This window comes from Enterobacter sp. PP-008-ECC_S150, assembly GCF_045257065.1.
Taxonomy (GTDB): domain Bacteria; phylum Pseudomonadota; class Gammaproteobacteria; order Enterobacterales; family Enterobacteriaceae; genus Enterobacter; species Enterobacter chengduensis.
The window spans coordinates 73,628-96,013 of sequence record NZ_JBJHHG010000001.1; the positions used below are offsets into that span (position 1 = coordinate 73,628).

Genomic DNA, 22,386 nt, shown 5'->3' on the forward strand with positions numbered 1-22,386 from the left:
CTGCGTCTGGAAAGATTGTCGGGTGGCGGCTGCGCCTTACCCGACCGACTAAAACCAGCGAAGCGCGGGCTGCAGGAAATAAAAAAGGCTCTCTGTCACAAGAGAGCCTTTTTCACTGTTCGCTGCGATTACTCGCTTTTTGCTTCGCCGTTCTTGATTTCGCCCATCACTTTCAGCTTCTTGGAGATGTCGCGACGCTCTTTGGACAGCTCGGCATTTTTGATGATGTAATCATCAACGCGGTCTTCATAGTCGCTCTTCATGCTGGCGATGATGCCCTGAATAGCTTCAACGCTCATGCCTGGCTTGATGTAGTCGCTCAGGTTGTCGAGCAGCAGAACGCGTTTCTGGTTGTCACGGATCTTCTTCTCTACGTCCTGGATTTCACGCTGCAGCTTGTTTTTGCGGCGGAACAGGCGGACGAATTCCAGAACATCCTGGAACGAAGGCTTGGTAGTTTCCATTTTTACACCCCTGATAATGTGAGATTCGGATTCGTTAAAGCAACCGTTGTAACAATAACCTTACTGACAGCGGTCGCGAATGACAATGACTATATCGTTTAAAGCTATCATAACCCCAATTGCTGCTGAATCGAAGCAGCAGGCGTCACATACGCCTTTTATTTGCGCAGCGCCCGACAAATAAGATGCGATAACAGCTCAAGCTGTCGCGCCAGCTCCATGCTCAGCCAGACATAGCCATGAATGGGCGTCTCCGCCACGTTGTCGCTCTGGCGTTCATTGATTAACAGCTTGAGCTCCGCAACGATCTCATTCAATCGCTCGCTGTTGGCCAGTATCGGCTGCGGGTTCCCTTCATAGAGCGCGTGGGCGATGGTCAACAGCGTTTGCTGCGTCATCTGCTGGGTCTCTTTAAGGGTCTGCGCGTTAAGCATCAGCAGATGGCTGGGGCGAGAGACCCAGTGGGCGTTGATCTGCAGCTCAAGCATGCAGACCAGATTGCGGCTTACCGTCTGGATGGCTTCGAAAATCGCTTTCTGAATATGGGTTTCTTTGCTGGCGGGCGTGATCAGTCCACGCATTTTGACCACGTCGTTGAGGATGGTTTGCAGGTGCTTTTCCAGCCGCGGGCGCTCTACCAGGTTCGGAGAAAAACCGGCCTGATAGACGCGGTTAAAGGCGGTAACGTAATTAGCCATCTGAATACGCCAGTGCAGAAAAGCACGCTGCGGCCAGATACCGGTGAAGAGCATCGCCAGCAGTGACCCCAGAATGACGTCCCCGCTTCGCCACAGCGCCGTGGTCATATCCCCGGCGGGCGCACCGACCACCACCGCGAGCGTAATCCCAATCAGCAGCGCCTGATACGGCTTTTTGCCCAACGCCAGCCAGCCGCACAGGAACATGGCGGCACCGCACCATGCCAGCATGACCGGGAACGAGATGAGCTCCAGCTTCAGGGCAATAAGCCCCAGAGCCGAACCTAACACGGTCCCGCCAATGCGCTCCAGGGCGCGCGGGACAACGTTTCCCCAAAACGAGATAGGCCCCATCACCACCACCAGGGTGATCAGCGGCCACGTCCCTTCGGGAACATCCAGCAAACGCACCAGGACAAACGTCAACACGAAAGCCAGCGCGATGCGACACCCGTGCACCACGCGGTAATGTTTGTACAACCGAATTTCAAAAGGGGTTAATGATTTGTCGGGACGCACACCCGCTCTCCAGCTACACGGCAAAGCACAATTGTACTGTGTTTTCAGCCGGGCGGATCGCTTCCGGCTGAAAAACCCTTCACTTAGCAGGCCTAAACCGTTTTATGCTCTACCGCGATATACATTTCGATATCCCAGTAACCGTCCGCATTGCCGTCATTGAGATAGCGCTCGAAGCAGGGTTTAAGCGCCATCTGATACTTATTGTCCTGCAGAAGGGAGTTGAAGAACTGGTACCACGGCGTGGCAAAGTCGTAGTTTTCCACGCGCGCCGTGGCCACGGCATAATCCCCGGCCGCGATTTCCGTCATCATGACGCCTTCGCTGTTTTCCGGAATAACGAAATCATCCGCTACCGTCACGGCCGTGTCGCAGCGCAGTTTTTCTGCCGGGACTTCATCCGGGTTATCGTAGTAGACCGCCACCCACTCCAGCGGCTCAATGTGACGCCCGTCCACCCACATGACCAGCTGTTCAAAGCCCTGTTTTACCGTTTGTTCCCACGGCCCCACCAAATGAAAACCGGCAATCTTACGTTTCTTTTGCTGCTTGATGCTGTAGTCCATGCTGCCTCCACTTATTACTGTATATATATACACTATAAGGTGAATTCTGAGCGTTCAGCAAACGTGAAGTGTTTATTATGTGAGCAGACTCGCAACCCTGCCAGTCTGCTCATTTGCCGTCAGAGCACGTGGTGAAGATAATCGCTCATGCGGGAGAACACGCCTCCTTTCTCAACGGCTTCCAGCGTCACCAGCGGCCAGTGCGCCACCACTTTGTCGCGGTCATAAAGCTGGATCTCCCCAACCCGCTGATGTGCGGCAATCGGCGCTTCCAGCTCTTTTTTATCCAGCACGTATTTGGCTTTGATGTTGGGCACTTCCGCTTTTGGCATGGCCAGCCAGAAGTCCTGGTCTGCGCCCAGCTTCACCTGCTCCTTATCGCCGTACCAGATGCGCTCCGTCCCCACTTTTTTGCCGCTATGCAGGATCTGCACCGTATCGAAATTCTGTTGCCCCCAGTGCAGCAGTTTCCGGGCCTGGTCTTCGCGCCCTTTCGGACTGTCGGCCCCCATCACCACCGCGATTAAGCGGCGCTGGCCGTCCACGGCGGAGGCAATAAGGTTAAACCCTGCCCCCGAGGTGTGCCCCGTTTTAAGCCCGTCCACGTTCATGGTTTTATCCCACAGCAGGCCGTTACGGTTCTGCTGTGTGATCCCGTTCCAGGTCAGGCTCTTTTCGCTGTACATATGATAAAACTCGGGCTCGCCGTGAATGATGGCCCGGGAAAGTACGGCCAGATCATAGGCCGAGCTGTGCTGGCCCGGCGCGTCCAGCCCGTGGACGGTTTCAAAGTGCGTATCGCGCAGGTTCAGCTTCTGCACGTAGTCGTTCATCATCTTCACAAACTGCGGCTGCCCGCCCGCCACGTGATCGGCCAGCGCCACGCAGGCGTCGTTGCCAGAATCGACGATCAGGCCGCGGCTCAGATCGCGCACGGAGACGCGATCGCCCTCTTTCAGGAACATCAGCGACGATCCGTCAAACACCGGGTTCCCTTTTGCCCAGGCATCGCGCCCGACGGTAACGATGTCGTCCGGCGTAATGCGGTGGCTGTCAATGGCCCGATCGACCACATACCCCGTCATCAGCTTGGTCAGGCTCGCCGGATTACGCTGTTGATGTTCGTTGCCCGCCGTTAAGATCTGACCAGTCGTGTAATCCATCAGCACCCAGGAACCCGCCTGAATGGCCGGAGGCGGCGGCGAAAAATCCAGCGGTTCGGCCGCAAAGGCAGATGAGATACTCGAAGCGAGTAAAGAAACAGCAATAAACAGACGGCGTTTCAACGGTATATCCTCAGGTCATTAAAAATCGATGACCTTTTTACGGGAGTTCTGATGTCGTTACCTGGCTTAATTGCAAAAAAATGTGACAGGGCTCAGATTTTTGTCTGAAGCTGGCGCGCAATTTTGCGCCACGGCGGTGCTTTTTATTCGGTCTGGACGGCACGATCGTTTACCATAGTGACGTCATTTTTTAACAGGATGGTATTACTGGTGTCTGACTCTGCCGCTCGCCCGACTTTTTTATTCCACGACTACGAAACCTTTGGCACGCACCCGGCGCTGGACCGGCCGGCGCAGTTTGCCGCCATCCGCACCGACGACGAATTCAACATCATTGGCGAGCCCGAGGTCTTTTACTGCAAACCGGCTGATGACTACCTGCCGCAGCCCGGGGCGGTCATGGTCACCGGGATCACCCCTCAGGAAGCGCGGGATAAAGGCGTTAACGAGGCAGAGTTCGCCCGCCGCATCCACGATCTTTTTACCGTCCCCAATACCTGCGTGGTCGGTTACAACAACATTCGCTTCGATGACGAAGTAACGCGCAACATCTTCTATCGCAACTTCTACGATCCCTATGCCTGGAGCTGGCAGAACCGCAATTCGCGCTGGGATTTGCTCGACATCATGCGGGCCTGTTATGCCCTGCGCCCTGAAGGCATTAACTGGCCGGAAAATGAGGAAGGGCTGACCAGCTTCCGGCTGGAACACCTGACGCGCGCCAACGGCATTGAGCACAGCAATGCCCATGACGCGATGGCGGACGTCTATGCCACCATTGCCATGGCGAAGCTGGTAAAAAACGCGCAGCCACGCCTGTTCGAGTATCTGCTGAGCCACCGCAGTAAACAGAAGTTGACCACGCTGATTGATGTGCCCCAGATGAAGCCGCTGGTGCATATTTCCGGCATGTTTGGCGCCTGGCGCGGGAATACCAGCTGGGTCGCCCCGCTGGCCTGGCATCCGGACAACCGTAACGCGGTCATCATGGTCGATCTAGCCGGCGATATTTCACCGCTGCTGGAGCTCGACAGTGACACCCTGCGCGAACGGCTTTACACCCCGAAAAATGAGCTCGGCGATCTGCCTGCGGTGCCGGTCAAGCTGGTGCATGTCAATAAATGTCCGGTACTGGCGCAGGCTAACACGCTGCGACCGGAAGATGCGGACAGGCTGGGCATTAACCGTCAGCACTGCCTGGATAATCTGAAAGTGCTGCGCGAAAACCCGCAGGTGCGCGAGAAAGTGGTCGCCATTTTTGCCGAGGCGGAGCCTTTCGTTCCCTCAGAAAACGTGGATGCCCAGCTCTATAACGGTTTCTTCAGCGATGCCGATCGCGCGGCAATGAATATTGTTCTGCAAACCGAGCCGCGTAATTTGCCAGCGCTGGATATCACCTTCGCCGATAACCGTATCGAAAAGCTGATGTTTAACTATCGCGCGCGTAACTTCCCCGGCACGCTGGATGAAGCGGAGCAGGAACGCTGGCTGCAGCATCGTCGAAATGTGTTTACGCCGGAGTATCTGCACGCCTATGCGCAGGAACTGGAAACGCTTTATGGCCAGTATGAAGGGAATGCTGAGAAACAGGCGCTGCTGAAATCCCTGTTCCAGTACGCGCAAGAGATAGTTTGATCGATGGGTATAAAAAAGCCGGAGGCGATGTCTCCGGCTTTTTTTTGCCCGGTGGCGCTTCGCTTACGCGGGCCTACGGGTTTTGTAGGTCGGGTAAAGCGTAGCCGTTACCCGAAACAGTCTTACGCGACGTCTTCGTACTGAGGAACCGGGTTACGGAAGCTCTTCGTGACGCAGGCCAGGTAAACCAGGCCAATGCCCGCCCAAATCAGGCCAAGCACCATCGAGCTCTCTTCCAGGTTAACCCACAGCGCGCCCACGGTCAGGGCACCGCACATCGGCAGGAACAGATACTGGAAGTGATCTTTCAGCGTCTTATTACGCTTTTCGCGGATCCAGAACTGGGAGATCACCGACAGGTTAACAAAGGTGAACGCGACCAGCGCACCGAAGTTAATCAGCGCCGTTGCCATTACCAGGTCAAAGTTGATCGCCAGAAGTGCAATCGCGCCGACCAGAATGATGTTCATCGCCGGGGTACGCCAGGTTGGATGAACGTAGCCGAAGAAGCTTTTCGGGAATACGCCGTCACGACCCATCACATACATCAGACGCGCAACGCCTGCATGCGCAGCCATACCGGACGCCAGTACGGTGATGGTGGAGAAGATCAGCGCGCCAACCTGGAACGCTTTACCCGCAACATAGAGCATAATTTCCGGCTGAGACGCATCCGGATCCTTGAAGCGAGAGATATCCGGGAAGTACAGCTGCAGGAAATAGGTCGAGAAGATAAAGATCAGACCGCCAATCAGCGCCGTCAGGAAAATAGCACGCGGGATCACGCGCTCTGCATCCTTGGTTTCCTCAGACAGGTTGCTGATCCCGTCAAAGCCGGTAAAGGAGAAGCAGAGAATGGTTGCCCCGGTAATCATCGGGATCACATGCGCGTCGCCTGACCAGAATGGCTTGCTGCTCGCCAGTGTGCCAGCGCCTTCACCGTGGAACACGCCATAGATCACCATGCCAAGAATAACGGCAATCAGGATAACCTGAAGCACAACGATAACGGAGTTAAAGTTGGCCACAGACTTGATGCTGCGCAGGTTAAAGGCCGTCATAAAGGCCACCAGCGCCACGACGAACATCCAGGAAGGAATCGAGGGCACCAGCGCTTCAAAATAGATTTTTGCCAGCAGAATGTTGATCATCGGTGCGAACAGATAGTCGAGCAGCGAAGACCAGCCCACCATAAAACCGACTGTCGGGCTGATGGATTTCTGGGCGTACGTGTAGGCAGAACCGGCAGACGGATAGCGACGCACCAGTTTACCGTAGCTCAGCGCGGTAAAGAGGATCGCAATCAGAGCGAAGCCGTAAGCCGTCGGCACATGACCGTCGGTGAGGCCTGATACGATACCGAATGTATCAAACAGCGTCATCGGTTGCATATAGGCGAGGCCCATCATAACAACCGGAATCAACGTAAGCGTTTTACGTAATTCCACGCGAGAGGTGTTTGGAGTTGCGTTATGCGACATAGTTATTCTCCTTTACGGTGATAACCGCCACGTAAGCGAAAAATTGCCCCATTTCTTTCTTCCTCAGCGACAACAACTGTCGGATTTTAGTAAATATCTATCCGGTACGAAGCCCGGCCTCTTGGTTTTTAGTTTCGTTTCGTACATGCAAAAAAAAATAACCGACGCCTTTTATATCGTCGATTATTCATTTGGTTGCAGCGGCGGCATTTTGCCCCACATCGGATACAAAAGGCAATACTTTGCAAAGCACGGGACAATTTTCTTTTTGCTAACTGGCTGATTTCTGGACGCCAGGCTGAGAGTAAACGGCGGCGATAGCACTATTTGCTAAAATTTCGTCCCGCCACCAGGCGCTGGCCAGCCCGGCGGTTTGTTCATTCCAGCCCACCCACACCGATTCATGACTGCTTTGAGCAAGTACCTGTTTTTCAACAAGCGCGCCGCTATCAATGAAGCGCTGCGCCAGATAGCGGGGTAAATAGCCGCAGCCCAGGCCGCTTATTTGCAGCTCCAGCTTGGTTTTAAAGTCGAAAACGGTAATAGCCTCCTGCTCGTCAAGCAGCTGCGAGGAGACCGAACATTCCGGACGGGCGCTGTCACCAACCACGATGGCGCGGTAGCCTTTAATCACGCGACGGTTAATGGGCTCGGGCTCCTGTGCCAGCGGATGATGGGGCGCCACGGCAAATACCTGCTCCAGCACGCCCAGACGGGCAAAGCCAAACTCACTCAACTGGGGAGGCTCATGAAGCGCCCCCACAAAAATATCCGCCCTGCCCTGCGTTAAGGCATCCCAGGAGCCACCCAGCACGCCGTTAATAAAGATAAGCCGGGTAACGCTGTGGTGCTGATAGAAGGTTTCAATCAGCGGCGTCAGAAGAGAAAACGGGAAGGTGTCATCCACGCCAATCACCAGCTCGTTTTCCCAACCCTGATGGAGTTTTACGGCCTGTTTCTCAAGTTCACGAACGGTATGGAGAACTTCGCGGCCTTTTTCCAGCAGCATCTGTCCGGTACGGGTAAAACGGGCGCGATGCCCGGAACGATCGAGGATCTGGATATTGAGATCGCTTTCCAGCTTTTGAACGGTATAGCTCAATGCAGACGGGGTTTTGAAGAGCTTTGCCGACGCCGCGGCAAAGCTTCCCTCTTTTTCCAGGGCATCCAGAATAATAAGAACATCCAGCAGCGGTTTCATGCTCGCCCCCTTCTGGTGTGCGATCGTCTCCGCTGCGGGACTTATTCCATGGGCATCACCAGCGGATCGGGATACTGATACTCAAACCCCAGCTCATGACAAATGCGATTGCCATCAACAATTTTGCCTTTACTGCCCTCTTTTGCCTCACCAAAGACCGGCGGTACCAGGCCAAGCCGACGCGCCATCAGCGGGTAAAACGTGCTGCGCGCCGGATGAGACGGTGCACATATATTATAGATGTGTCCACCTCTTGGAGCCTGTAAGAGTAGCTCAATTGCACCAACCACATCATCAAGATGCACAAGATTGACGACATGCTGGCCGTCCGGTGCCGACTTGCCGGCAAAAAAGCGTCCCGGATGTCGGCCCGGGCCCACCAGCCCCGCCAGACGGACGATATCGACCTGCGTACCGGGGAGATTATGCAGCCAGTCCTCCAGCTCTTTCAGAACCTGACCGCTGGCCGTAACGGGACGGCGCGCGGAACTCTCTTTCACCACGCCTTCAACCTCGCCATAGACCGAGGTCGAGCTGGTAAAAATGATGCGCGGAACGTGGTGCGCCAGCGCGCTGTCGACAATCTCCTGCATCGCCTGCAGATAAAACGACTCGCCCGGCCCGCTGCGACGCGCGGGTAAGGTGATCACCAGCGCATCGACGTTCATCAGCGTATCCAGATCGTCAGCATCACACACCAGCTCCGGTTCAAGACGCAGCTCAACGCCATCAATACCGCACATGCGCGCTGCCTCAACCCCATCCCTCGTGGTTTTGCTGCCGGTCACCTGCCAGCCTTTCGCAGCTAACGACATCGCCAGCGGCATTCCCAGCCATCCTAACCCGACAATCGCGACCTTTTTCATGCGAATTCTCCTGACTCTCACTCGTCTTTCATAAGGCTACGCCAGCCCGGCAGAACACACAATTCATAGCATCAATATGAAATGAATTAATGATCAAAAAAAGCCCTTGCAATATGTCGCACAACTGGTTTAGGTTAAAAGACATCAAATGAATAAGCATTCATCGAGAATTTATATGACACGCGTTCAATTTAAACACCACCATCATCACCATCATCCTGACTAGTCTTTCAGGCGATGTGTGCTGGAAGACGTTTGGATCTTCCAGTGGTGCATGAACGCATGAAAAAGCCCCCGGAAGATCTTCTTCCGGGGGCTTTTTTTTGGACCGAATTCAGACAGATTAAAACAGGTTAATGAGGAATAAAGAATGTTAGATAACTCACGCTTACGCATAGCTATTCAAAAATCAGGCCGTTTGAGTGATGATTCACGCGAACTGCTGGCCCGCTGCGGGATTAAAATTAACCTGCACACCCAGCGCCTGATTGCTCTGGCTGAAAACATGCCCATCGACATTCTGCGCGTGCGTGATGACGATATTCCTGGCCTGGTGATGGATGGCGTCGTTGACCTCGGCATCATTGGGGAAAACGTGCTCGAAGAAGAGCTGCTGACCCGCCGCGCGCAGGGCGAAGACCCGCGTTACTTCACCCTGCGTCGTCTGGACTTCGGCGGCTGTCGCCTGTCGCTGGCAACGCCGGTCGATGAAGCGTGGGACGGCCCGGCCGCGCTAAACGGCAAACGTATTGCCACCTCTTACCCTCACCTGTTGAAGCGTTATCTTGACCAGAAAGGCGTGCAGTTCAAGTCCTGCCTGCTGAACGGCTCTGTTGAAGTGGCGCCGCGTGCGGGTCTGGCTGACGCCATCTGTGACCTCGTCTCTACCGGCGCGACGCTGGAAGCCAACGGCCTGCGCGAAGTTGAAGTTATCTACCGCTCTAAGGCGTGCCTGATTCAGCGTGACGGCGAGATGGCCGACGCCAAGCAGCAGCTGATCGACAAGCTCCTGACCCGTATTCAGGGCGTGATTCAGGCGCGTGAATCCAAATACATCATGATGCACGCCCCAACCGAGCGTCTGGATGAGGTGATTGCCCTGCTGCCGGGCGCCGAGCGCCCAACCATCCTGCCGCTGGCGGGCGATCAGCAGCGCGTGGCGATGCACATGGTCAGCAGCGAAACCCTGTTCTGGGAGACCATGGAAAAACTGAAGGCGCTGGGCGCAAGCTCCATCCTGGTGCTGCCAATTGAGAAGATGATGGAGTAATGGCCATGAGCTTTAACACAATCATCGACTGGAATACCTGCAGCGACGCAGAGCAGCGCGAGCTGCTGATGCGCCCTGCGATCTCCGCCTCCGAGAGCATCTCGCGCACCGTGGCGGAGATCCTGGAGAACGTCAAAGCCCGTGGCGATGACGCGCTGCGTGAGTACAGTGCAAAATTCGATAAGACGGACGTCGGCGCATTGCGGGTGACCGAACAGGAAATCGTTGATGCCAGCAACCGTCTGGGCGATGACATCAAGCAGGCGATGGCCGTGGCGGTGAAAAATATTGATACCTTCCACACCGCGCAAACGCTGCAGACCGTGGATGTCGAAACCTTGCCCGGCGTGCGTTGCCAGCAGGTGACGCGCCCGGTTGCGTCCGTCGGCCTCTATATTCCCGGCGGCTCTGCCCCGCTGTTCTCCACCGTACTGATGCTGGCGACACCCGCGCGCATTGCCGGGTGTCAGAAAGTGGTGCTCTGCTCCCCGCCGCCGATTGCCGACGAGATCCTCTATGCGGCGAAGCTGTGCGGCGTGCAGGCGGTCTATAAAGTGGGCGGCGCGCAGGCGATTTCAGCCCTGGCGTTCGGCACCGAATCTATTCCAAAGGTCGATAAAATCTTTGGCCCGGGTAATGCCTACGTGACCGAAGCCAAGCGCCAGGTCAGCCAGCGTCTGGACGGCGCTGCCATCGATATGCCTGCCGGTCCGTCTGAGGTGCTGGTCATTGCCGACAACGGCGCAACGCCGGACTTCGTGGCCTCCGACCTGCTTTCTCAGGCGGAACACGGCCCGGACTCGCAGGTCATCCTGCTGACGCCGGATGCCGATATGGCGAAACGCGTGGGTGACGCCGTGGCGCGTCAGCTTGCCGACCTGCCCCGCGCCGACACGGCACGCCAGGCGTTAGCGGCCAGCCGCCTGATTGTGGCGCGCGATCTGGACCAGTGCATTGCCATCTCCAACCAGTACGGCCCGGAGCACCTGATTATTCAGACCCGCAACGCGCGCGATCTGGTCGACAGCATCACCAGCGCGGGATCGGTGTTTCTCGGCGACTGGTCTCCGGAGTCCGCGGGCGATTACGCCTCCGGCACCAACCACGTGCTGCCGACGTATGGCTACACCTCTACCTGTTCCAGCCTGGGCCTGGCGGATTTCCAGAAACGCATGACCGTGCAGGAACTCTCCCGCGAAGGGTTTGCCTCCCTGGCGTCCACCATTGAAACCCTGGCCGCCGCCGAGCGACTGACCGCCCACAAAAATGCCGTTACGCTGCGCGTTGCAGCCCTGAAGGAGCAAGCATGAACATTGAAGAGCTGGCCCGCGAAAATGTCCGCCGCCTGACGCCTTACCAGTCCGCGCGTCGTCTGGGCGGCAAAGGCGATGTCTGGCTGAACGCTAACGAATATCCAACGGCGGTGCAGTTTGAGCTGCCGCAGCAAACGCTGAACCGCTATCCGGAGTGTCAGCCGAAGGCGGTGATTGAAAACTACGCCCAGTACGCGGGCGTGAAGCCAGAGCAGGTGCTGGTCAGCCGCGGCGCGGATGAAGGCATTGAGCTGCTGATCCGCGCCTTCTGCGAGCCGGGCAAAGACGCGGTCATGTACTGCCAGCCTACCTACGGCATGTACAGCGTCAGTGCAGAAACCTTCGGCGTGGCGTGCCGCAACGTGCAGGCGCTGGAAAACTGGCAGCTGGATTTGCAGGGCATTGCCGACAGTCTCGATGGCGTAAAAGTCGTGTTTGTCTGTAGCCCGAACAACCCGACCGGACAGATTATCAACCAGGAGGATTTCCGCACCCTGCTTGAGATGACCCGCGGCAAAGCCCTGGTCGTCGCGGATGAAGCCTACATCGAGTTTTGCCCGCAGGCGACGCTGGCAGGCTGGCTGGAAGAATATCCGCACCTGGTCGTGCTGCGTACGCTGTCGAAAGCCTTTGCCCTCGCGGGTCTGCGCTGCGGATTCACCCTGGCGAATAAAGCGGTCATCGACCTGCTGCTTAAAGTGATCGCCCCGTACCCGCTCTCGACGCCGGTTGCCGATATTGCGGCTCAGGCGCTGACGCCGCAGGGCATCAACGCGATGCGCGAGCGCGTGGCGCAAATCCTGGCGGAACGACAGTATCTGGTGACCGCCCTGAAGGATATTCCCTGCGTAGAGCAGGTGTTCGACTCGGAAACGAACTACATTCTGGTGCGCTTCACCGCCTCCAGCGCCGTATTTAAATCTTTATGGGATCAGGGCATTATCTTACGAGACCAGAATAAACAACCTTCTCTGAGCGGCTGCCTGCGCATCACCATCGGCACCCGTGCAGAGAGCCAGCGCGTGATTGACGCCCTGAAAGAGGAGAAAGTATGACCCAGAAGATCCTTTTCATCGATCGTGACGGCACCCTGATTTCGGAGCCACCCGCCGATTTTCAGGTTGACCGATTCGACAAGCTGGCGTTTGAGCCGGACGTGATCCCGGTGCTGCTCAAGCTGCAAAAAGCCGGATACCGGCTGGTGATGATCACCAACCAGGACGGTCTGGGTACCGACAGCTTCCCGCAGGCGGACTTTGACGGCCCGCATAATCTGATGATGCAGGTGCTGACCTCTCAGGGCGTGGTATTTGATGACGTGCTGATTTGTCCGCACATGCCGGCCGATGAGTGTGACTGCCGTAAGCCAAAGGTGAAGCTGGTCGAGCGCTACCTGGCGGATGATGCGCTGGATAAAACCAACAGCTACGTCATCGGCGACCGCATCACCGATATTACGCTGGCGGAAAACATGGGCATTGCGGGGCTGCGCTACGACCGCAACAGCCTTAACTGGGCGAAGATTGGCGAGCAGCTGACAAAGCGTGACCGCTATTCCCACGTTGAGCGCAACACCAAAGAGACGCAGATTGACGTGAAGGTCTGGCTGGACCGCGAAGGCGGCAGCAAGATCCACACCGGCGTCGGTTTCTTCGACCATATGCTGGACCAGATTGCCACCCACGGCGGTTTCCGCATGGAGATCGCGGTAAAAGGCGATCTTTATATTGACGATCACCACACCGTGGAAGATACCGGCCTTGCGCTGGGTGAAGCTCTCAAGCTGGCGCTGGGTGACAAACGCGGCATTAATCGTTTTGGCTTTGTCCTGCCGATGGACGAGTGTCTGGCGCGCTGCGCGATGGACATCTCCGGCCGTCCGCACCTGGAGTATAAAGCCGATTTCACCTATCAGCGCGTGGGCGATCTGAGCACCGAAATGGTGGAGCACTTCTTCCGCTCCCTGTCCTACACCATGGGCCTGACGCTGCACCTGAAGACCAAAGGCAAGAACGACCATCACCGCGTGGAAAGCCTGTTCAAAGCCTTTGGCCGTACCCTTCGCCAAGCGATTCGCGTGGACGGTGACGCTCTGCCTTCATCGAAAGGAGTGCTGTAATGAACGTGGTGATTCTGGATACCGGATGCGCCAACCTGAACTCCGTCAAATCGGCGATTGCGCGCCACGGCTATGAGCCGGTGGTGAGCCGTGACCCGGACGTGGTGCTGCGCGCCGACAAGCTATTCCTGCCGGGCGTGGGCACCGCGCAGGCGGCGATGGATCAGATTCGCGAACGCGAGCTGATCGATCTGATCAAAGCCTGTACCCAGCCGGTGCTGGGGATTTGCTTAGGGATGCAGATCCTCGGCCGCCGCAGCGAAGAGAGCAACGGCGTTGACCTGCTGGGCATTATTGACGAAGACGTGCCGAAAATGACCGACCACGGTCTGCCTCTTCCGCATATGGGCTGGAACCGGGTTTACGCCAAAGCGGGCGACAGGCTGTTTCGCGGCATCGAAGACGGCGCGTATTTTTACTTCGTGCACAGCTACGCCATGCCGGTGAACGTGAATACGATCGCCCAGTGCAATTACGGCGAGGCGTTTACGGCCGCCGTACAGAAAGACAATTTCTTCGGCGTGCAGTTTCACCCGGAGCGCTCTGGCGCCGCGGGCGCGCAGCTGCTGAAAAACTTCCTGGAGATGTGATGATTATTCCCGCGTTAGATTTAATTGACGGCACGGTTGTCCGTCTTCATCAGGGTGATTATGCCCAGCAGCGCGACTACGGAAACGATCCGCTGCCGCGTCTGCAGGATTATGCGGCCCAGGGGGCTCAGGTGCTGCATCTGGTGGATTTGACGGGTGCGAAAGATCCGGCAAAACGCCAGATCGCGCTGCTTAAACACCTTGTTGCCGGTGTTGATGTGCCCGTCCAGGTCGGCGGCGGCGTGCGTACGGAAGATGACGTCGCGGCGCTGCTCGACGCTGGCGTCGCCCGCGTGGTGGTGGGTTCAACCGCTGTGAAAAATCCTGAGATCGTGAAAAGCTGGTTCCGCCGCTTTGGCGCCGATGCCCTGGTGCTGGCGCTGGACGTGCGCATTGACGAACAGGGCAATAAGCAGGTGGCTGTGAGCGGCTGGCAGGAAAACTCCGGCGTGATGCTGGAAGAGCTGGTCGACATGTATCTTCCCGTTGGTCTCAAACACGTGCTGTGCACGGACATCTCCCGCGACGGCACGCTGGCGGGCTCTAACGTCTCGCTGTACGAAGAGGTTTGCGCGCGTTATCCGCAGGTGGCGTTCCAGTCTTCGGGCGGAATTGGTGATTTAAACGATATTGCCGCGCTTCGCGGAACCGGCGTGAAGGGCGTGATTGTGGGCCGGGCCCTGCTGGAAGGTAAATTTACGGTGACGGAGGCGATTCAATGCTGGCAAAACGGATAATTCCTTGCCTGGACGTACGCGATGGTCAGGTCGTGAAAGGCGTGCAGTTCCGCAACCACGAGATCGTTGGCGACATCGTCCCGCTGGCAAAACGCTATGCCGATGAAGGCGCAGACGAGCTGGTGTTCTACGATATTACCGCGTCCAGCGATGGCCGCGTGGTCGACAAAAGCTGGGTCGCGCGCGTGGCGGAAGTGATCGACATTCCTTTCTGCGTGGCGGGCGGGATTAAGTCCGCTGATGACGCCGCCAAAATTCTCTCGTTTGGCGCCGACAAGATTTCCATCAACTCCCCTGCCCTGGCCGACCCGGAGCTGATCACTCACCTCGCCGATCGTTTTGGCGTGCAGTGTATTGTGGTGGGGATCGACACCTGGTATGACGCCGCCACGGGCAAGTACCACGTCAACCAGTATACCGGCGATGAGAGCCGCACGCGCGTGACGCAGTGGGAAACGCTCGACTGGGTGCAGGAAGTGCAGAGGCGTGGCGCGGGCGAAATTGTCCTCAACATGATGAACCAGGACGGCGTGCGTAACGGGTACGACCTTGAGCAGCTGAAAAAAGTCCGCGCGGTCTGCCACGTTCCGCTGATTGCCTCCGGCGGCGCGGGCACCATGGAACACTTCCTGGAAGCCTTCCGCGACGCGAACGTGGACGGCGCGCTGGCCGCTTCCGTGTTTCACAAGCAGATTATCAATATTGGTGAGTTAAAAACGTACCTGGCAGACCAGGGCGTGGAGATCAGGGTATGTTAACAGAGCAACAACAGGCGCAGCTGGACTGGGAAAAAACCGACGGATTACTGCCGGTAGTTGTCCAGCATGCCGTATCAGGCGAAGTGCTGATGCTGGGATATATGAACCAGGACGCGCTGGCGAAAACCCTCGACAGCGGCAAGGTGACTTTCTTCTCCCGCACCAAACAGCGACTGTGGACCAAAGGTGAAACCTCTGGTCATTTCCTGAATGTGGTCAGCATGGCGCCGGACTGCGATAACGACACCCTGCTGGTGCTGGCCAACCCAATCGGCCCAACCTGCCATAAGGGCACCAGCAGCTGCTTCGGCGAAACGAGTCACCAGTGGCTGTTCCTGTATCAACTGGAACAGCTGCTGGCAGAGCGTAAAACGGCCGATCCTGAAAGTTCCTATACCGCGAAGCTGTACGCCAGCGGGACTAAGCGAATTGCGCAAAAGGTGGGGGAAGAAGGCGTGGAAACGGCCCTGGCCGCGACGGTGCATGACCGCGAGGAGCTAACGAATGAAGCGTCGGATTTAATGTACCACCTGCTGGTGCTGCTGCAGGATCAGGATCTGGATTTGACGGCGGTGATAGAGAATCTTCGTAAGCGTCACAAATAAAAAACCGGGGAATTTCCCCGGTTTTTTTTTATATCTGATGTGAATCAGGCTTTTGGCTTGTAGTTGCGCAATGCGTTGCGGCCCAGCACCACACCTGAACCAATCATTCCACCCAGCAGCACGGCAAGAATCAGAACAATTGCTTTTTTAGGGCTATCGCGACGAACGGGCAGATCCGGCTTCATCACATAACGGTACACGTGGACTGTGTCAGGGTTTACGTTCAAGTTTTCAATATCCAGTAAGTTTTGCCTGGTCTGATAATATGCAGCTGAAAATACCAGTGGACGAGTGGCTTCGTTTTCAATCATTGATTTAAGGGCTTCGCTTCCCAAGAGGAACATGGTTTCCTGCGTTACGTCCTGGGTTTGCTGAATCTGCGGGGCGTTAATTTTAGCGGCTTCAGCATTCTTAAGAGCTTCAGTAATCTGCTTGATACGCAGATCTTTCTGCTCCTGAGCAACCTTTTCCTGGTTTTGCAGGGAATCGTTCAGAGTCTTGATCTGCTCCGTAATGTTATCCTTGAGGTCAAGGGCAAGCTCTTTCGCCGTTTGCTCATCGACCTGTTGAATGTACTGGGCCAGCTGCTTTTGGGCAGCTTCTGCAGAAGTACTGGTATAGGACACCGTTAATGGAAGCGCCTGCCCTTTCACGGTGGTCTCGATAGTCAGTTTTTCAGGTACTGCCTGATTATCTAGTGCCTGCGATAACGCTGAAAATGAGGAGTTGAAACGCCCAATCGCGCGCGTTTGAATGTCCAGCATGGAGGGAGCCGCACTCCCATATAGGATGTTTAATGCGTTGGAATAGGTTGCAATTTGAGCCGCATCAGGTTGTGCGATAATCGCACTTGACGTCCATTTTTCTTTCGCGACAGACAGATATCCTACAGCCAGGGCAATAAAAACAACAACAAAGATTGCTATCGTCCACTTCCCGCGCCACAGCTGCAGCATTAAATCAAGTAAATCAATTTGCTCAGGCTCATTGCTTCGACTGACCTGGCTATTGTTGTTTTGCGTCATACAATCCCTAACTGATAAAAAAGGGCGAACTTAATTTTGTTTGTATAGTTTATCCAATGCCGTGGATTTTTCTATAAGAATCCGATGAGTAATATCGGAAAGATGGGTTATGTAACTTTCACCCTTCGCGCTATCATAGCCGCCATGTGATGCGCTATGGCATCAGTAAGAAGACAGGTTTATGAGGGAAGCTATGAAATTTTTGGTCACGGGTGCAGCAGGTTTTATTGGTGCGAATGTCAGTAAACGCCTCCTTGAGGCGGGTCATCAGGTTGTTGGTGTTGATAATCTGAATGACTACTACGATGTCAATCTGAAACTGGCGCGGCTGGAAAGGCTAAATTCCGAGAGCTTCACCTTCCACAAGCTGGAGTTAGCCGACCGCGAAGGTATGGCTGCACTTTTCGCCCGCGAGAAGTTTGATCGCGTGATTCATCTGGCCGCACAGGCGGGGGTACGCTACTCCCTGGAAAACCCTCACGTTTACGCGGAAGCCAACCTGATTGGCCACCTCAACGTGCTCGAAGGCTGCCGACATAACCACGTTCAGCATCTTCTTTATGCCTCCTCCAGCTCCGTATATGGCCTCAACCGCAAGATGCCATTCTCCACTGACGATTCCGTTGACCATCCGGTGTCTCTTTATGCCGCGACCAAAAAAGCTAATGAGCTGATGTCGCATACCTATTCGCATCTCTACAATCTACCGACCACCGGCCTGCGCTTCTTCACCGTGTACGGCCCGTGGGGACGCCCGGATATGGCGCTATTCAAGTTTACGAAGGCGATGATTGAAGGCAAAAGTATTGACGTCTATAACTACGGTAAGATGAAGCGCGACTTCACTTATATCGATGACATTTCTGAAGCGATTATTCGCCTGCAGGATGTGATCCCGCAGGCAGACAGCGAATGGACGGTGGAGACAGGCTCACCGGCGACCAGCTCGGCGCCTTACCGGGTTTACAACATCGGTAACAGTTCACCCGTAGAACTCATGGACTATATTCTCGCCCTGGAGGACGCTCTGGGTAAAAAAGCGGAAAAAAATATGATGCCGCTCCAGCCCGGGGATGTACTGGAAACCAGCGCCGATACTCAGCCACTTTATGACGCAATTGGATTTAAGCCGCAGACCTCGGTTAAAGATGGCGTGAAAAACTTCGTTGACTGGTACCGCGACTACTATAAGGTCTGAACATAAAAAAACCCGGCATATCAGCCGGGTTTTTTACAGGATAAAACAGAGAATCAATCACTACCAAACAGATCGCGGGTATAAACCTTATCCGCCACGTCAGCCAGCTCTTCCGCCATGCGGTTTGAGATGATGACATCGGCTTCTTTCTTGAAAGCATCCAGATCGCGGATCACCCGGGAATTGAAGAACTGGTCGTCCGGCATGGCTGGCTCATAGATGACCACCTCCACCCCTTTCGCCTTGATACGCTTCATGATCCCCTGAATGGAAGAGGCGCGGAAGTTATCGGAACCGCTCTTCATGATCAGACGATAAACGCCGACCACTTTCGGCTGGCGCGCAAGGATGGAATCGGAGATGAAGTCTTTGCGCGTGCGGTTAGCATCAACAATCGCCGAAATCAGGTTATTTGGCACCGCCTGATAGTTTGCCAGCAGCTGCTTCGTGTCTTTCGGGAGGCAATAGCCACCGTAGCCAAATGACGGGTTGTTGTAGTGGTTGCCAATGCGCGGGTCGAGGCAAACCCCTTCAATAATTTGACGGGTGTTCAGACCAAGACTTTCTGCATAGCTGTCGAGCTCATTAAAGTAAGCAACCCGCATTGCCAGGTACGTGTTTGCGAAGAGCTTAATCGCCTCCGCTTCGGTGGAGTCCGTGAACAGTACCTGAATATCTTTCTTCACTGCGCCTTCCTGAAGCAGCGCGGCAAAACGTTCTGCGCGCTCAGAGCGTTCGCCAATCACGATTCGGGAAGGATGCAGGTTATCGTAAAGGGCCCTCCCCTCACGCAGGAATTCCGGCGAGAAGAAGATATTATCGATACCAAACTTCTCTTTGATGGATTTGGTAAAACCGACAGGAATAGTCGATTTAATGACCATCACCGCATCTGGGTTGATCGCGATAACGTCCTTGATCACCGCTTCTACGGTTGAGGTGTTGAAGTAGTTGGTTTTAGGATCGTAGTCAGTAGGCGTCGCAATGATGACGTAATCCGCATTGCGGTATGCATCTTCTTTATCTGTCGTGGCGCGAAAATTCAGCGATTTGTTGCTGAGATAGTCCTGGATTTCTTTATCCACAATCGGCGATTTTTTCTGATTGAGCATATCCACTTTGGACTGCACGATATCCAGCGCAACCACTTCATGATTCTGAGCAATCAGAATGCCGTTAGAAAGACCGACATACCCTGTTCCGGAGATTGTTATTTTCATTCGCTAATGACTTCTGTGAGTTAACTGTACTGATGGCCGCCAGACCATCGCGATAAACATAACTGTTGGGCTTTGTACCTCCTGGCAAAGTTAACTGTCAAGGCAAACCAGGAGTAATCGCTTCGAGCGGCATGAGATTCGGACTACTTCGAATAACAGGCGACATTTTTGCATAAAAAAACCCGGAGACAGGCTCCGGGTTGCGAATAGCGAGGTGTTAACTTATTCCATCCATTCGGTATGGAACACGCCTTCTTTATCGGTGCGTTTGTAAGTATGCGCACCGAAGTAGTCACGCTGTGCCTGAATAAGGTTGGCAGGCAGTACGGCGGAACGGTAGCTGTCGTAGTAGGCTACTGCAGCAGAGAAGGTCGGAACCGGGATACCGTTTTGAACAGCATAGGCAACCACATCACGCAGCGCCTGCTGGTATTCGTCCGCAATTTTTTTGAAGTACGGTGCCAGCAGCAGGTTAGCGATACCGGCGTTTTCAGCGTAGGCATCGGTGATTTTCTGCAGGAACTGCGCACGAATGATGCAACCCGCGCGGAAGATCTTCGCGATTTCACCGTAGTTCAGATCCCAGTTGTTCTCGTCTGATGCGGCACGCAGCTGAGAGAAGCCCTGCGCGTAAGAGACGATTTTACCCAGGTACAGTGCACGACGCACTTTCTCAACGAATTCAGCTTTATCACCGGCTGGTTTGGCCTGTGGGCCAGACAGCACTTTAGATGCCGCAACGCGCTGCTCTTTCAGAGAAGAGATGTAGCGAGCAAAGACGGACTCGGTGATCAGAGACAGCGGCTCGCCCAGATCCAGCGAGCTCTGGCTGGTCCATTTACCGGTACCTTTGTTGGCTGCTTCATCCAGAATCACATCAACCAGGTATTTACCCTCTTCATCTTTTTTCGTGAAGATATCTTTGGTGATGTCGATCAGGTAGCTGTTCAGCTCGCCTTTGTTCCACTCGGTGAAGGTTTCAGCCAGCTCTTCGTTAGAGAGGTTCAGGCCGCCTTTCAGCAGGGAATACGCTTCAGCAATCAGCTGCATGTCGCCGTATTCGATACCGTTGTGCACCATTTTCACATAGTGACCTGCACCATCCGCACCGATATAGGTTACGCAAGGCTCGCCATCTTCAGCGACGGCTGCGATTTTGGTCAGAATAGGTGCAACCAATTCGTATGCATCTTTCTGGCCGCCAGGCATGATGGATGGGCCTTTCAGCGCGCCCTCTTCACCACCGGATACACCGGTACCGATGAAGTTGAAGCCTTCAGCTGACAGCTCACGGTTACGACGAATGGTGTCCTGGAAGAAGGTGTTACCACCATCAATGATGATGTCACCTTTTTCGAGGTATGGCTTCAGGGAGTCGATGGCTGCATCGGTACCTGCGCCCGCTTTCACCATTAACAGGATACGACGAGGTGTTTCCAGAGACTCAACGAATTCTTTAACCGTATAGAAAGGAACCAGTTTCTTGCCTGGATTTTCGGCAATGACTTCTTCGGTCTTATCACGGGAGCGGTTGAAAACGGAGACGGTATAACCACGGCTTTCGATGTTGAGCGCCAGGTTGCGCCCCATCACTGCCATACCGACAACGCCGATCTGTTGCTTGGACATTACATACTCCTGTCAGGTTTCTATAAATGCGAACTATCTCGCATGCAAAAGCTACACTTATGTTAACCCAAGATAATGAAAACCGATAACCATTACTGGTTGCGTAAAATGCCATTTACTTACTATAACTAGCAATAGCCGTTAGGGTTCTGCTGTTGCCATTTCCATGAGTCCCTAATCATGTCATCCAAATTACGCTTCGCTTCCCAGCCAAGTTCTATCCGCGCCTTAGAAGGATCCGACCAGCACTCTGCAATATCTCCAGGCCTTCTAGCTGTCAATTGATAAGGTATGGACAACGTAGTTACACGTTTGAATGCATCCAGCAGTTCGAGAACCGAATATCCCTTACCTGTGCCAAGATTATAAATTTTCAGATTTGACGAGCCAGGTCGATGCTTCAATGCTGCAACATGTCCCTCAGCTAGATCCATAACATGGATAAAATCACGCACGCCAGTGCCATCTTTTGTTGGATAGTCATCTCCATACACTGATAGGTGTTCACGCTTGCCAATGGCAACCTGACATATAAAAGGCATAAGATTATTAGGGACTCCGGTAGGACTTTCCCCAATTTGGCCCGATGGATGTGCTCCAACAGGATTAAAATATCTCAAAATTGTCACATTTAGGCTAGGATGAGCTTTTGATAAATCACGGAGAATCATTTCCGCCATTAGCTTAGATGTACCATATGGATTGGTTGTTCCACCCACTTTACAAGCTTCAGTCAATGGAATTGACTCCGGCTCACCATATACTGTAGCAGAAGAACTAAAGATCAAATTCTTGACACCGGCATTTATGATCTCTTCAAATAGACAAAGACTCCCTGCAATGTTTACTTCATAATATTTAAGTGGGTACAAAACTGATTCATTAACTGATTTAAGACCAGCAAAATGGATAACATCTGTTATCCTATTTTCAGAAAATATCTGCCTAAGTAATTCTCTGTTTAGAATATTTCCTTGATAGAAAATCGGCTCACAACCAGTTATTGTCTTAATTCTGTTCAACGCTTCATAAGATGAATTAGAAAGATCATCAATAATAATAACTTTTTCACCCTTCTCAAGAAGGGTTAAAACAGTATGTGAGCCTATATAGCCAGCTCCGCCGGTTACAAGTATAGACATATGCATTCCGCCCTTAATTTTTCAGTTAACAATATACTAATAAGAAACGTTGTAGCAAAAACAA

General features: G+C 54.3%; 23 protein-coding genes and 1 other annotated feature. Of the genes, 11 read left to right on the plus strand and 12 right to left on the minus strand.

What is annotated here, in order from left to right; all coding sequences use genetic code 11:
• Positions 1 to 128 precede the first annotated feature (128 nt).
• From ACJBF3_RS00355 to dacD, 4 genes are all read right to left on the minus strand, one after another.
• On the minus strand, positions 129 to 464 hold the full coding sequence (locus ACJBF3_RS00355) for a DUF496 family protein (RefSeq protein ID WP_008499467.1): 336 nt from the start codon (positions 462 to 464) through the stop codon (positions 129 to 131).
• 158 nt (positions 465 to 622) lie between these two features.
• On the minus strand, positions 623 to 1,681 hold the full coding sequence (locus ACJBF3_RS00360) for an FUSC family protein (RefSeq protein WP_045328131.1): 1,059 nt from the start codon (positions 1,679 to 1,681) through the stop codon (positions 623 to 625).
• 92 nt (positions 1,682 to 1,773) lie between these two features.
• Positions 1,774 to 2,247 carry a DNA gyrase inhibitor SbmC gene (gene sbmC / locus ACJBF3_RS00365; RefSeq protein WP_045328130.1) on the minus strand — a complete coding sequence of 158 codons (474 nt, stop codon included), beginning with the start codon at positions 2,245 to 2,247 and terminating at the stop codon, positions 1,774 to 1,776.
• A gap of 119 nt (positions 2,248 to 2,366) precedes the next feature.
• Positions 2,367 to 3,533 (minus strand): serine-type D-Ala-D-Ala carboxypeptidase DacD, encoded by a 1,167-nt coding sequence (gene dacD, locus ACJBF3_RS00370; RefSeq protein WP_045328129.1) that lies wholly within the window; start codon positions 3,531 to 3,533, stop codon positions 2,367 to 2,369.
• 198 nt (positions 3,534 to 3,731) lie between these two features.
• Between dacD and sbcB the strand changes: the two genes are divergently transcribed.
• The gene (gene sbcB / locus ACJBF3_RS00375) at positions 3,732 to 5,168 is read left to right on the plus strand and encodes an exodeoxyribonuclease I (RefSeq protein WP_371196732.1); all 1,437 of its coding nucleotides are present in this window, start codon (positions 3,732 to 3,734) and stop codon (positions 5,166 to 5,168) included.
• Between the two features lie 122 nt (positions 5,169 to 5,290).
• Here sbcB and plaP read toward each other — a convergent pair whose 3' ends face one another.
• The 4 genes from plaP to ACJBF3_RS00395 form a co-directional block, all read right to left on the minus strand.
• Positions 5,291 to 6,649 carry a putrescine/proton symporter PlaP gene (gene plaP / locus ACJBF3_RS00380; RefSeq protein ID WP_045328127.1) on the minus strand — a complete coding sequence of 453 codons (1,359 nt, stop codon included), beginning with the start codon at positions 6,647 to 6,649 and terminating at the stop codon, positions 5,291 to 5,293.
• On the minus strand, positions 6,639 to 6,701 hold the full coding sequence (gene yoeI / locus ACJBF3_RS00385) for a membrane protein YoeI (RefSeq protein WP_099458931.1): 63 nt from the start codon (positions 6,699 to 6,701) through the stop codon (positions 6,639 to 6,641). Before yoeI ends, plaP begins: the two co-directional genes overlap by 11 nt.
• A gap of 219 nt (positions 6,702 to 6,920) precedes the next feature.
• Positions 6,921 to 7,850, minus strand: a complete 930-nt coding sequence (locus tag ACJBF3_RS00390) for a LysR substrate-binding domain-containing protein (protein WP_045328126.1) — start codon at positions 7,848 to 7,850, stop codon at positions 6,921 to 6,923.
• Between the two features lie 41 nt (positions 7,851 to 7,891).
• Complete coding sequence (locus ACJBF3_RS00395) at positions 7,892 to 8,716, minus strand: SDR family oxidoreductase (RefSeq protein WP_045328125.1); 825 nt, start codon at positions 8,714 to 8,716, stop codon at positions 7,892 to 7,894.
• Between the two features lie 175 nt (positions 8,717 to 8,891).
• Here ACJBF3_RS00395 and hisL point away from each other — a divergent pair, with 175 nt between their 5' ends.
• The 9 genes from hisL to hisIE all read left to right on the plus strand — a co-directional run bounded on the left by hisL (position 8,892) and on the right by hisIE (position 16,108).
• Positions 8,892 to 8,942, plus strand: coding sequence for a his operon leader peptide (gene hisL / locus ACJBF3_RS00400; protein WP_001364200.1), 51 nt, complete (start codon positions 8,892 to 8,894; stop codon positions 8,940 to 8,942).
• Positions 8,918 to 9,041, plus strand: a sequence feature (His leader region). It overlaps the preceding gene by 25 nt.
• 45 nt (positions 9,042 to 9,086) lie before the next feature.
• Positions 9,087 to 9,986 carry an ATP phosphoribosyltransferase gene (gene hisG / locus ACJBF3_RS00405; protein ID WP_000886595.1) on the plus strand — a complete coding sequence of 300 codons (900 nt, stop codon included), beginning with the start codon at positions 9,087 to 9,089 and terminating at the stop codon, positions 9,984 to 9,986.
• Between the two features lie 5 nt (positions 9,987 to 9,991).
• On the plus strand, positions 9,992 to 11,296 hold the full coding sequence (gene hisD, locus ACJBF3_RS00410; protein WP_045328240.1) for a histidinol dehydrogenase: 1,305 nt from the start codon (positions 9,992 to 9,994) through the stop codon (positions 11,294 to 11,296).
• A complete protein-coding gene (hisC, locus tag ACJBF3_RS00415) occupies positions 11,293 to 12,354 on the plus strand; it encodes a histidinol-phosphate transaminase (protein WP_045328124.1) in 1,062 nt (353 codons plus the stop codon). Before hisD ends, hisC begins: the two co-directional genes overlap by 4 nt.
• A complete protein-coding gene (gene hisB, locus ACJBF3_RS00420) occupies positions 12,351 to 13,418 on the plus strand; it encodes a bifunctional histidinol-phosphatase/imidazoleglycerol-phosphate dehydratase HisB (RefSeq protein ID WP_045328123.1) in 1,068 nt (355 codons plus the stop codon). The genes hisC and hisB overlap by 4 nt, the downstream gene beginning before the upstream one ends.
• Entirely contained in the window at positions 13,418 to 14,008 is a 591-nt protein-coding gene (gene hisH, locus ACJBF3_RS00425) for an imidazole glycerol phosphate synthase subunit HisH (protein ID WP_045328122.1), read from the plus strand. Before hisB ends, hisH begins: the two co-directional genes overlap by 1 nt.
• A complete protein-coding gene (gene hisA / locus ACJBF3_RS00430; protein ID WP_045328121.1) occupies positions 14,008 to 14,745 on the plus strand; it encodes a 1-(5-phosphoribosyl)-5-[(5-phosphoribosylamino)methylideneamino]imidazole-4-carboxamide isomerase in 738 nt (245 codons plus the stop codon). Before hisH ends, hisA begins: the two co-directional genes overlap by 1 nt.
• Entirely contained in the window at positions 14,727 to 15,503 is a 777-nt protein-coding gene (gene hisF / locus ACJBF3_RS00435) for an imidazole glycerol phosphate synthase subunit HisF (protein ID WP_045328120.1), read from the plus strand. Before hisA ends, hisF begins: the two co-directional genes overlap by 19 nt.
• Positions 15,497 to 16,108, plus strand: a complete 612-nt coding sequence (hisIE, locus tag ACJBF3_RS00440) for a bifunctional phosphoribosyl-AMP cyclohydrolase/phosphoribosyl-ATP diphosphatase HisIE (protein WP_045328119.1) — start codon at positions 15,497 to 15,499, stop codon at positions 16,106 to 16,108. The genes hisF and hisIE overlap by 7 nt, the downstream gene beginning before the upstream one ends.
• Positions 16,109 to 16,152: 44 nt before the next feature.
• On the opposite strand, the gene wzzB is transcribed toward hisIE, so the two are convergent.
• Positions 16,153 to 17,133, minus strand: a complete 981-nt coding sequence (wzzB, locus tag ACJBF3_RS00445; protein ID WP_045328118.1) for an LPS O-antigen chain length determinant protein WzzB — start codon at positions 17,131 to 17,133, stop codon at positions 16,153 to 16,155.
• 193 nt (positions 17,134 to 17,326) lie between these two features.
• On the opposite strand from wzzB, the gene ACJBF3_RS00450 reads away from it, so the two are divergent.
• Positions 17,327 to 18,331, plus strand: coding sequence for an NAD-dependent epimerase (locus ACJBF3_RS00450; protein ID WP_045328117.1), 1,005 nt, complete (start codon positions 17,327 to 17,329; stop codon positions 18,329 to 18,331).
• A 53-nt stretch (positions 18,332 to 18,384) separates the two neighbouring features.
• On the opposite strand, the gene ugd is transcribed toward ACJBF3_RS00450, so the two are convergent.
• The 3 genes from ugd to galE all read right to left on the minus strand — a co-directional run bounded on the left by ugd (position 18,385) and on the right by galE (position 22,322).
• Positions 18,385 to 19,551: a UDP-glucose 6-dehydrogenase gene (ugd, locus tag ACJBF3_RS00455; RefSeq protein ID WP_045328116.1), complete on the minus strand. Its 1,167-nt coding sequence runs from the start codon at positions 19,549 to 19,551 to the stop codon at positions 18,385 to 18,387.
• 222 nt (positions 19,552 to 19,773) lie between these two features.
• On the minus strand, positions 19,774 to 21,180 hold the full coding sequence (gndA, locus tag ACJBF3_RS00460; RefSeq protein WP_032641595.1) for an NADP-dependent phosphogluconate dehydrogenase: 1,407 nt from the start codon (positions 21,178 to 21,180) through the stop codon (positions 19,774 to 19,776).
• A gap of 128 nt (positions 21,181 to 21,308) precedes the next feature.
• The gene (galE, locus tag ACJBF3_RS00465) at positions 21,309 to 22,322 is read right to left on the minus strand and encodes a UDP-glucose 4-epimerase GalE (protein ID WP_072049996.1); all 1,014 of its coding nucleotides are present in this window, start codon (positions 22,320 to 22,322) and stop codon (positions 21,309 to 21,311) included.
• Positions 22,323 to 22,386: the final 64 nt, after the last annotated feature.

Excerpts from the sequence above, each read along its gene's own strand:
- ACJBF3_RS00355 (WP_008499467.1), bottom strand. The coding sequence starts at position 464 with ATGGAAACTACCAAGCCTTCGTTCCAGGATGTTCTGGAATTCGTCCGC.
- sbmC (WP_045328130.1), bottom strand. The coding sequence starts at position 2,247 with ATGGACTACAGCATCAAGCAGCAAAAGAAACGTAAGATTGCCGGTTTT.
- sbcB (WP_371196732.1), top strand. The coding sequence starts at position 3,732 with ATGGTATTACTGGTGTCTGACTCTGCCGCTCGCCCGACTTTTTTATTC.
- plaP (WP_045328127.1), bottom strand. The coding sequence starts at position 6,649 with ATGTCGCATAACGCAACTCCAAACACCTCTCGCGTGGAATTACGTAAA.
- ACJBF3_RS00390 (WP_045328126.1), bottom strand. The coding sequence starts at position 7,850 with ATGAAACCGCTGCTGGATGTTCTTATTATTCTGGATGCCCTGGAAAAA.
- ACJBF3_RS00395 (WP_045328125.1), bottom strand. The coding sequence starts at position 8,716 with ATGAAAAAGGTCGCGATTGTCGGGTTAGGATGGCTGGGAATGCCGCTG.
- hisG (WP_000886595.1), top strand. The coding sequence starts at position 9,087 with ATGTTAGATAACTCACGCTTACGCATAGCTATTCAAAAATCAGGCCGT.
- hisD (WP_045328240.1), top strand. The coding sequence starts at position 9,992 with ATGAGCTTTAACACAATCATCGACTGGAATACCTGCAGCGACGCAGAG.
- hisC (WP_045328124.1), top strand. The coding sequence starts at position 11,293 with ATGAACATTGAAGAGCTGGCCCGCGAAAATGTCCGCCGCCTGACGCCT.
- hisB (WP_045328123.1), top strand. The coding sequence starts at position 12,351 with ATGACCCAGAAGATCCTTTTCATCGATCGTGACGGCACCCTGATTTCG.
- hisH (WP_045328122.1), top strand. The coding sequence starts at position 13,418 with ATGAACGTGGTGATTCTGGATACCGGATGCGCCAACCTGAACTCCGTC.
- hisA (WP_045328121.1), top strand. The coding sequence starts at position 14,008 with ATGATTATTCCCGCGTTAGATTTAATTGACGGCACGGTTGTCCGTCTT.
- hisF (WP_045328120.1), top strand. The coding sequence starts at position 14,727 with ATGCTGGCAAAACGGATAATTCCTTGCCTGGACGTACGCGATGGTCAG.
- hisIE (WP_045328119.1), top strand. The coding sequence starts at position 15,497 with ATGTTAACAGAGCAACAACAGGCGCAGCTGGACTGGGAAAAAACCGAC.
- wzzB (WP_045328118.1), bottom strand. The coding sequence starts at position 17,133 with ATGACGCAAAACAACAATAGCCAGGTCAGTCGAAGCAATGAGCCTGAG.
- ACJBF3_RS00450 (WP_045328117.1), top strand. The coding sequence starts at position 17,327 with ATGAAATTTTTGGTCACGGGTGCAGCAGGTTTTATTGGTGCGAATGTC.
- ugd (WP_045328116.1), bottom strand. The coding sequence starts at position 19,551 with ATGAAAATAACAATCTCCGGAACAGGGTATGTCGGTCTTTCTAACGGC.
- gndA (WP_032641595.1), bottom strand. The coding sequence starts at position 21,180 with ATGTCCAAGCAACAGATCGGCGTTGTCGGTATGGCAGTGATGGGGCGC.
- galE (WP_072049996.1), bottom strand. The coding sequence starts at position 22,322 with ATGTCTATACTTGTAACCGGCGGAGCTGGCTATATAGGCTCACATACT.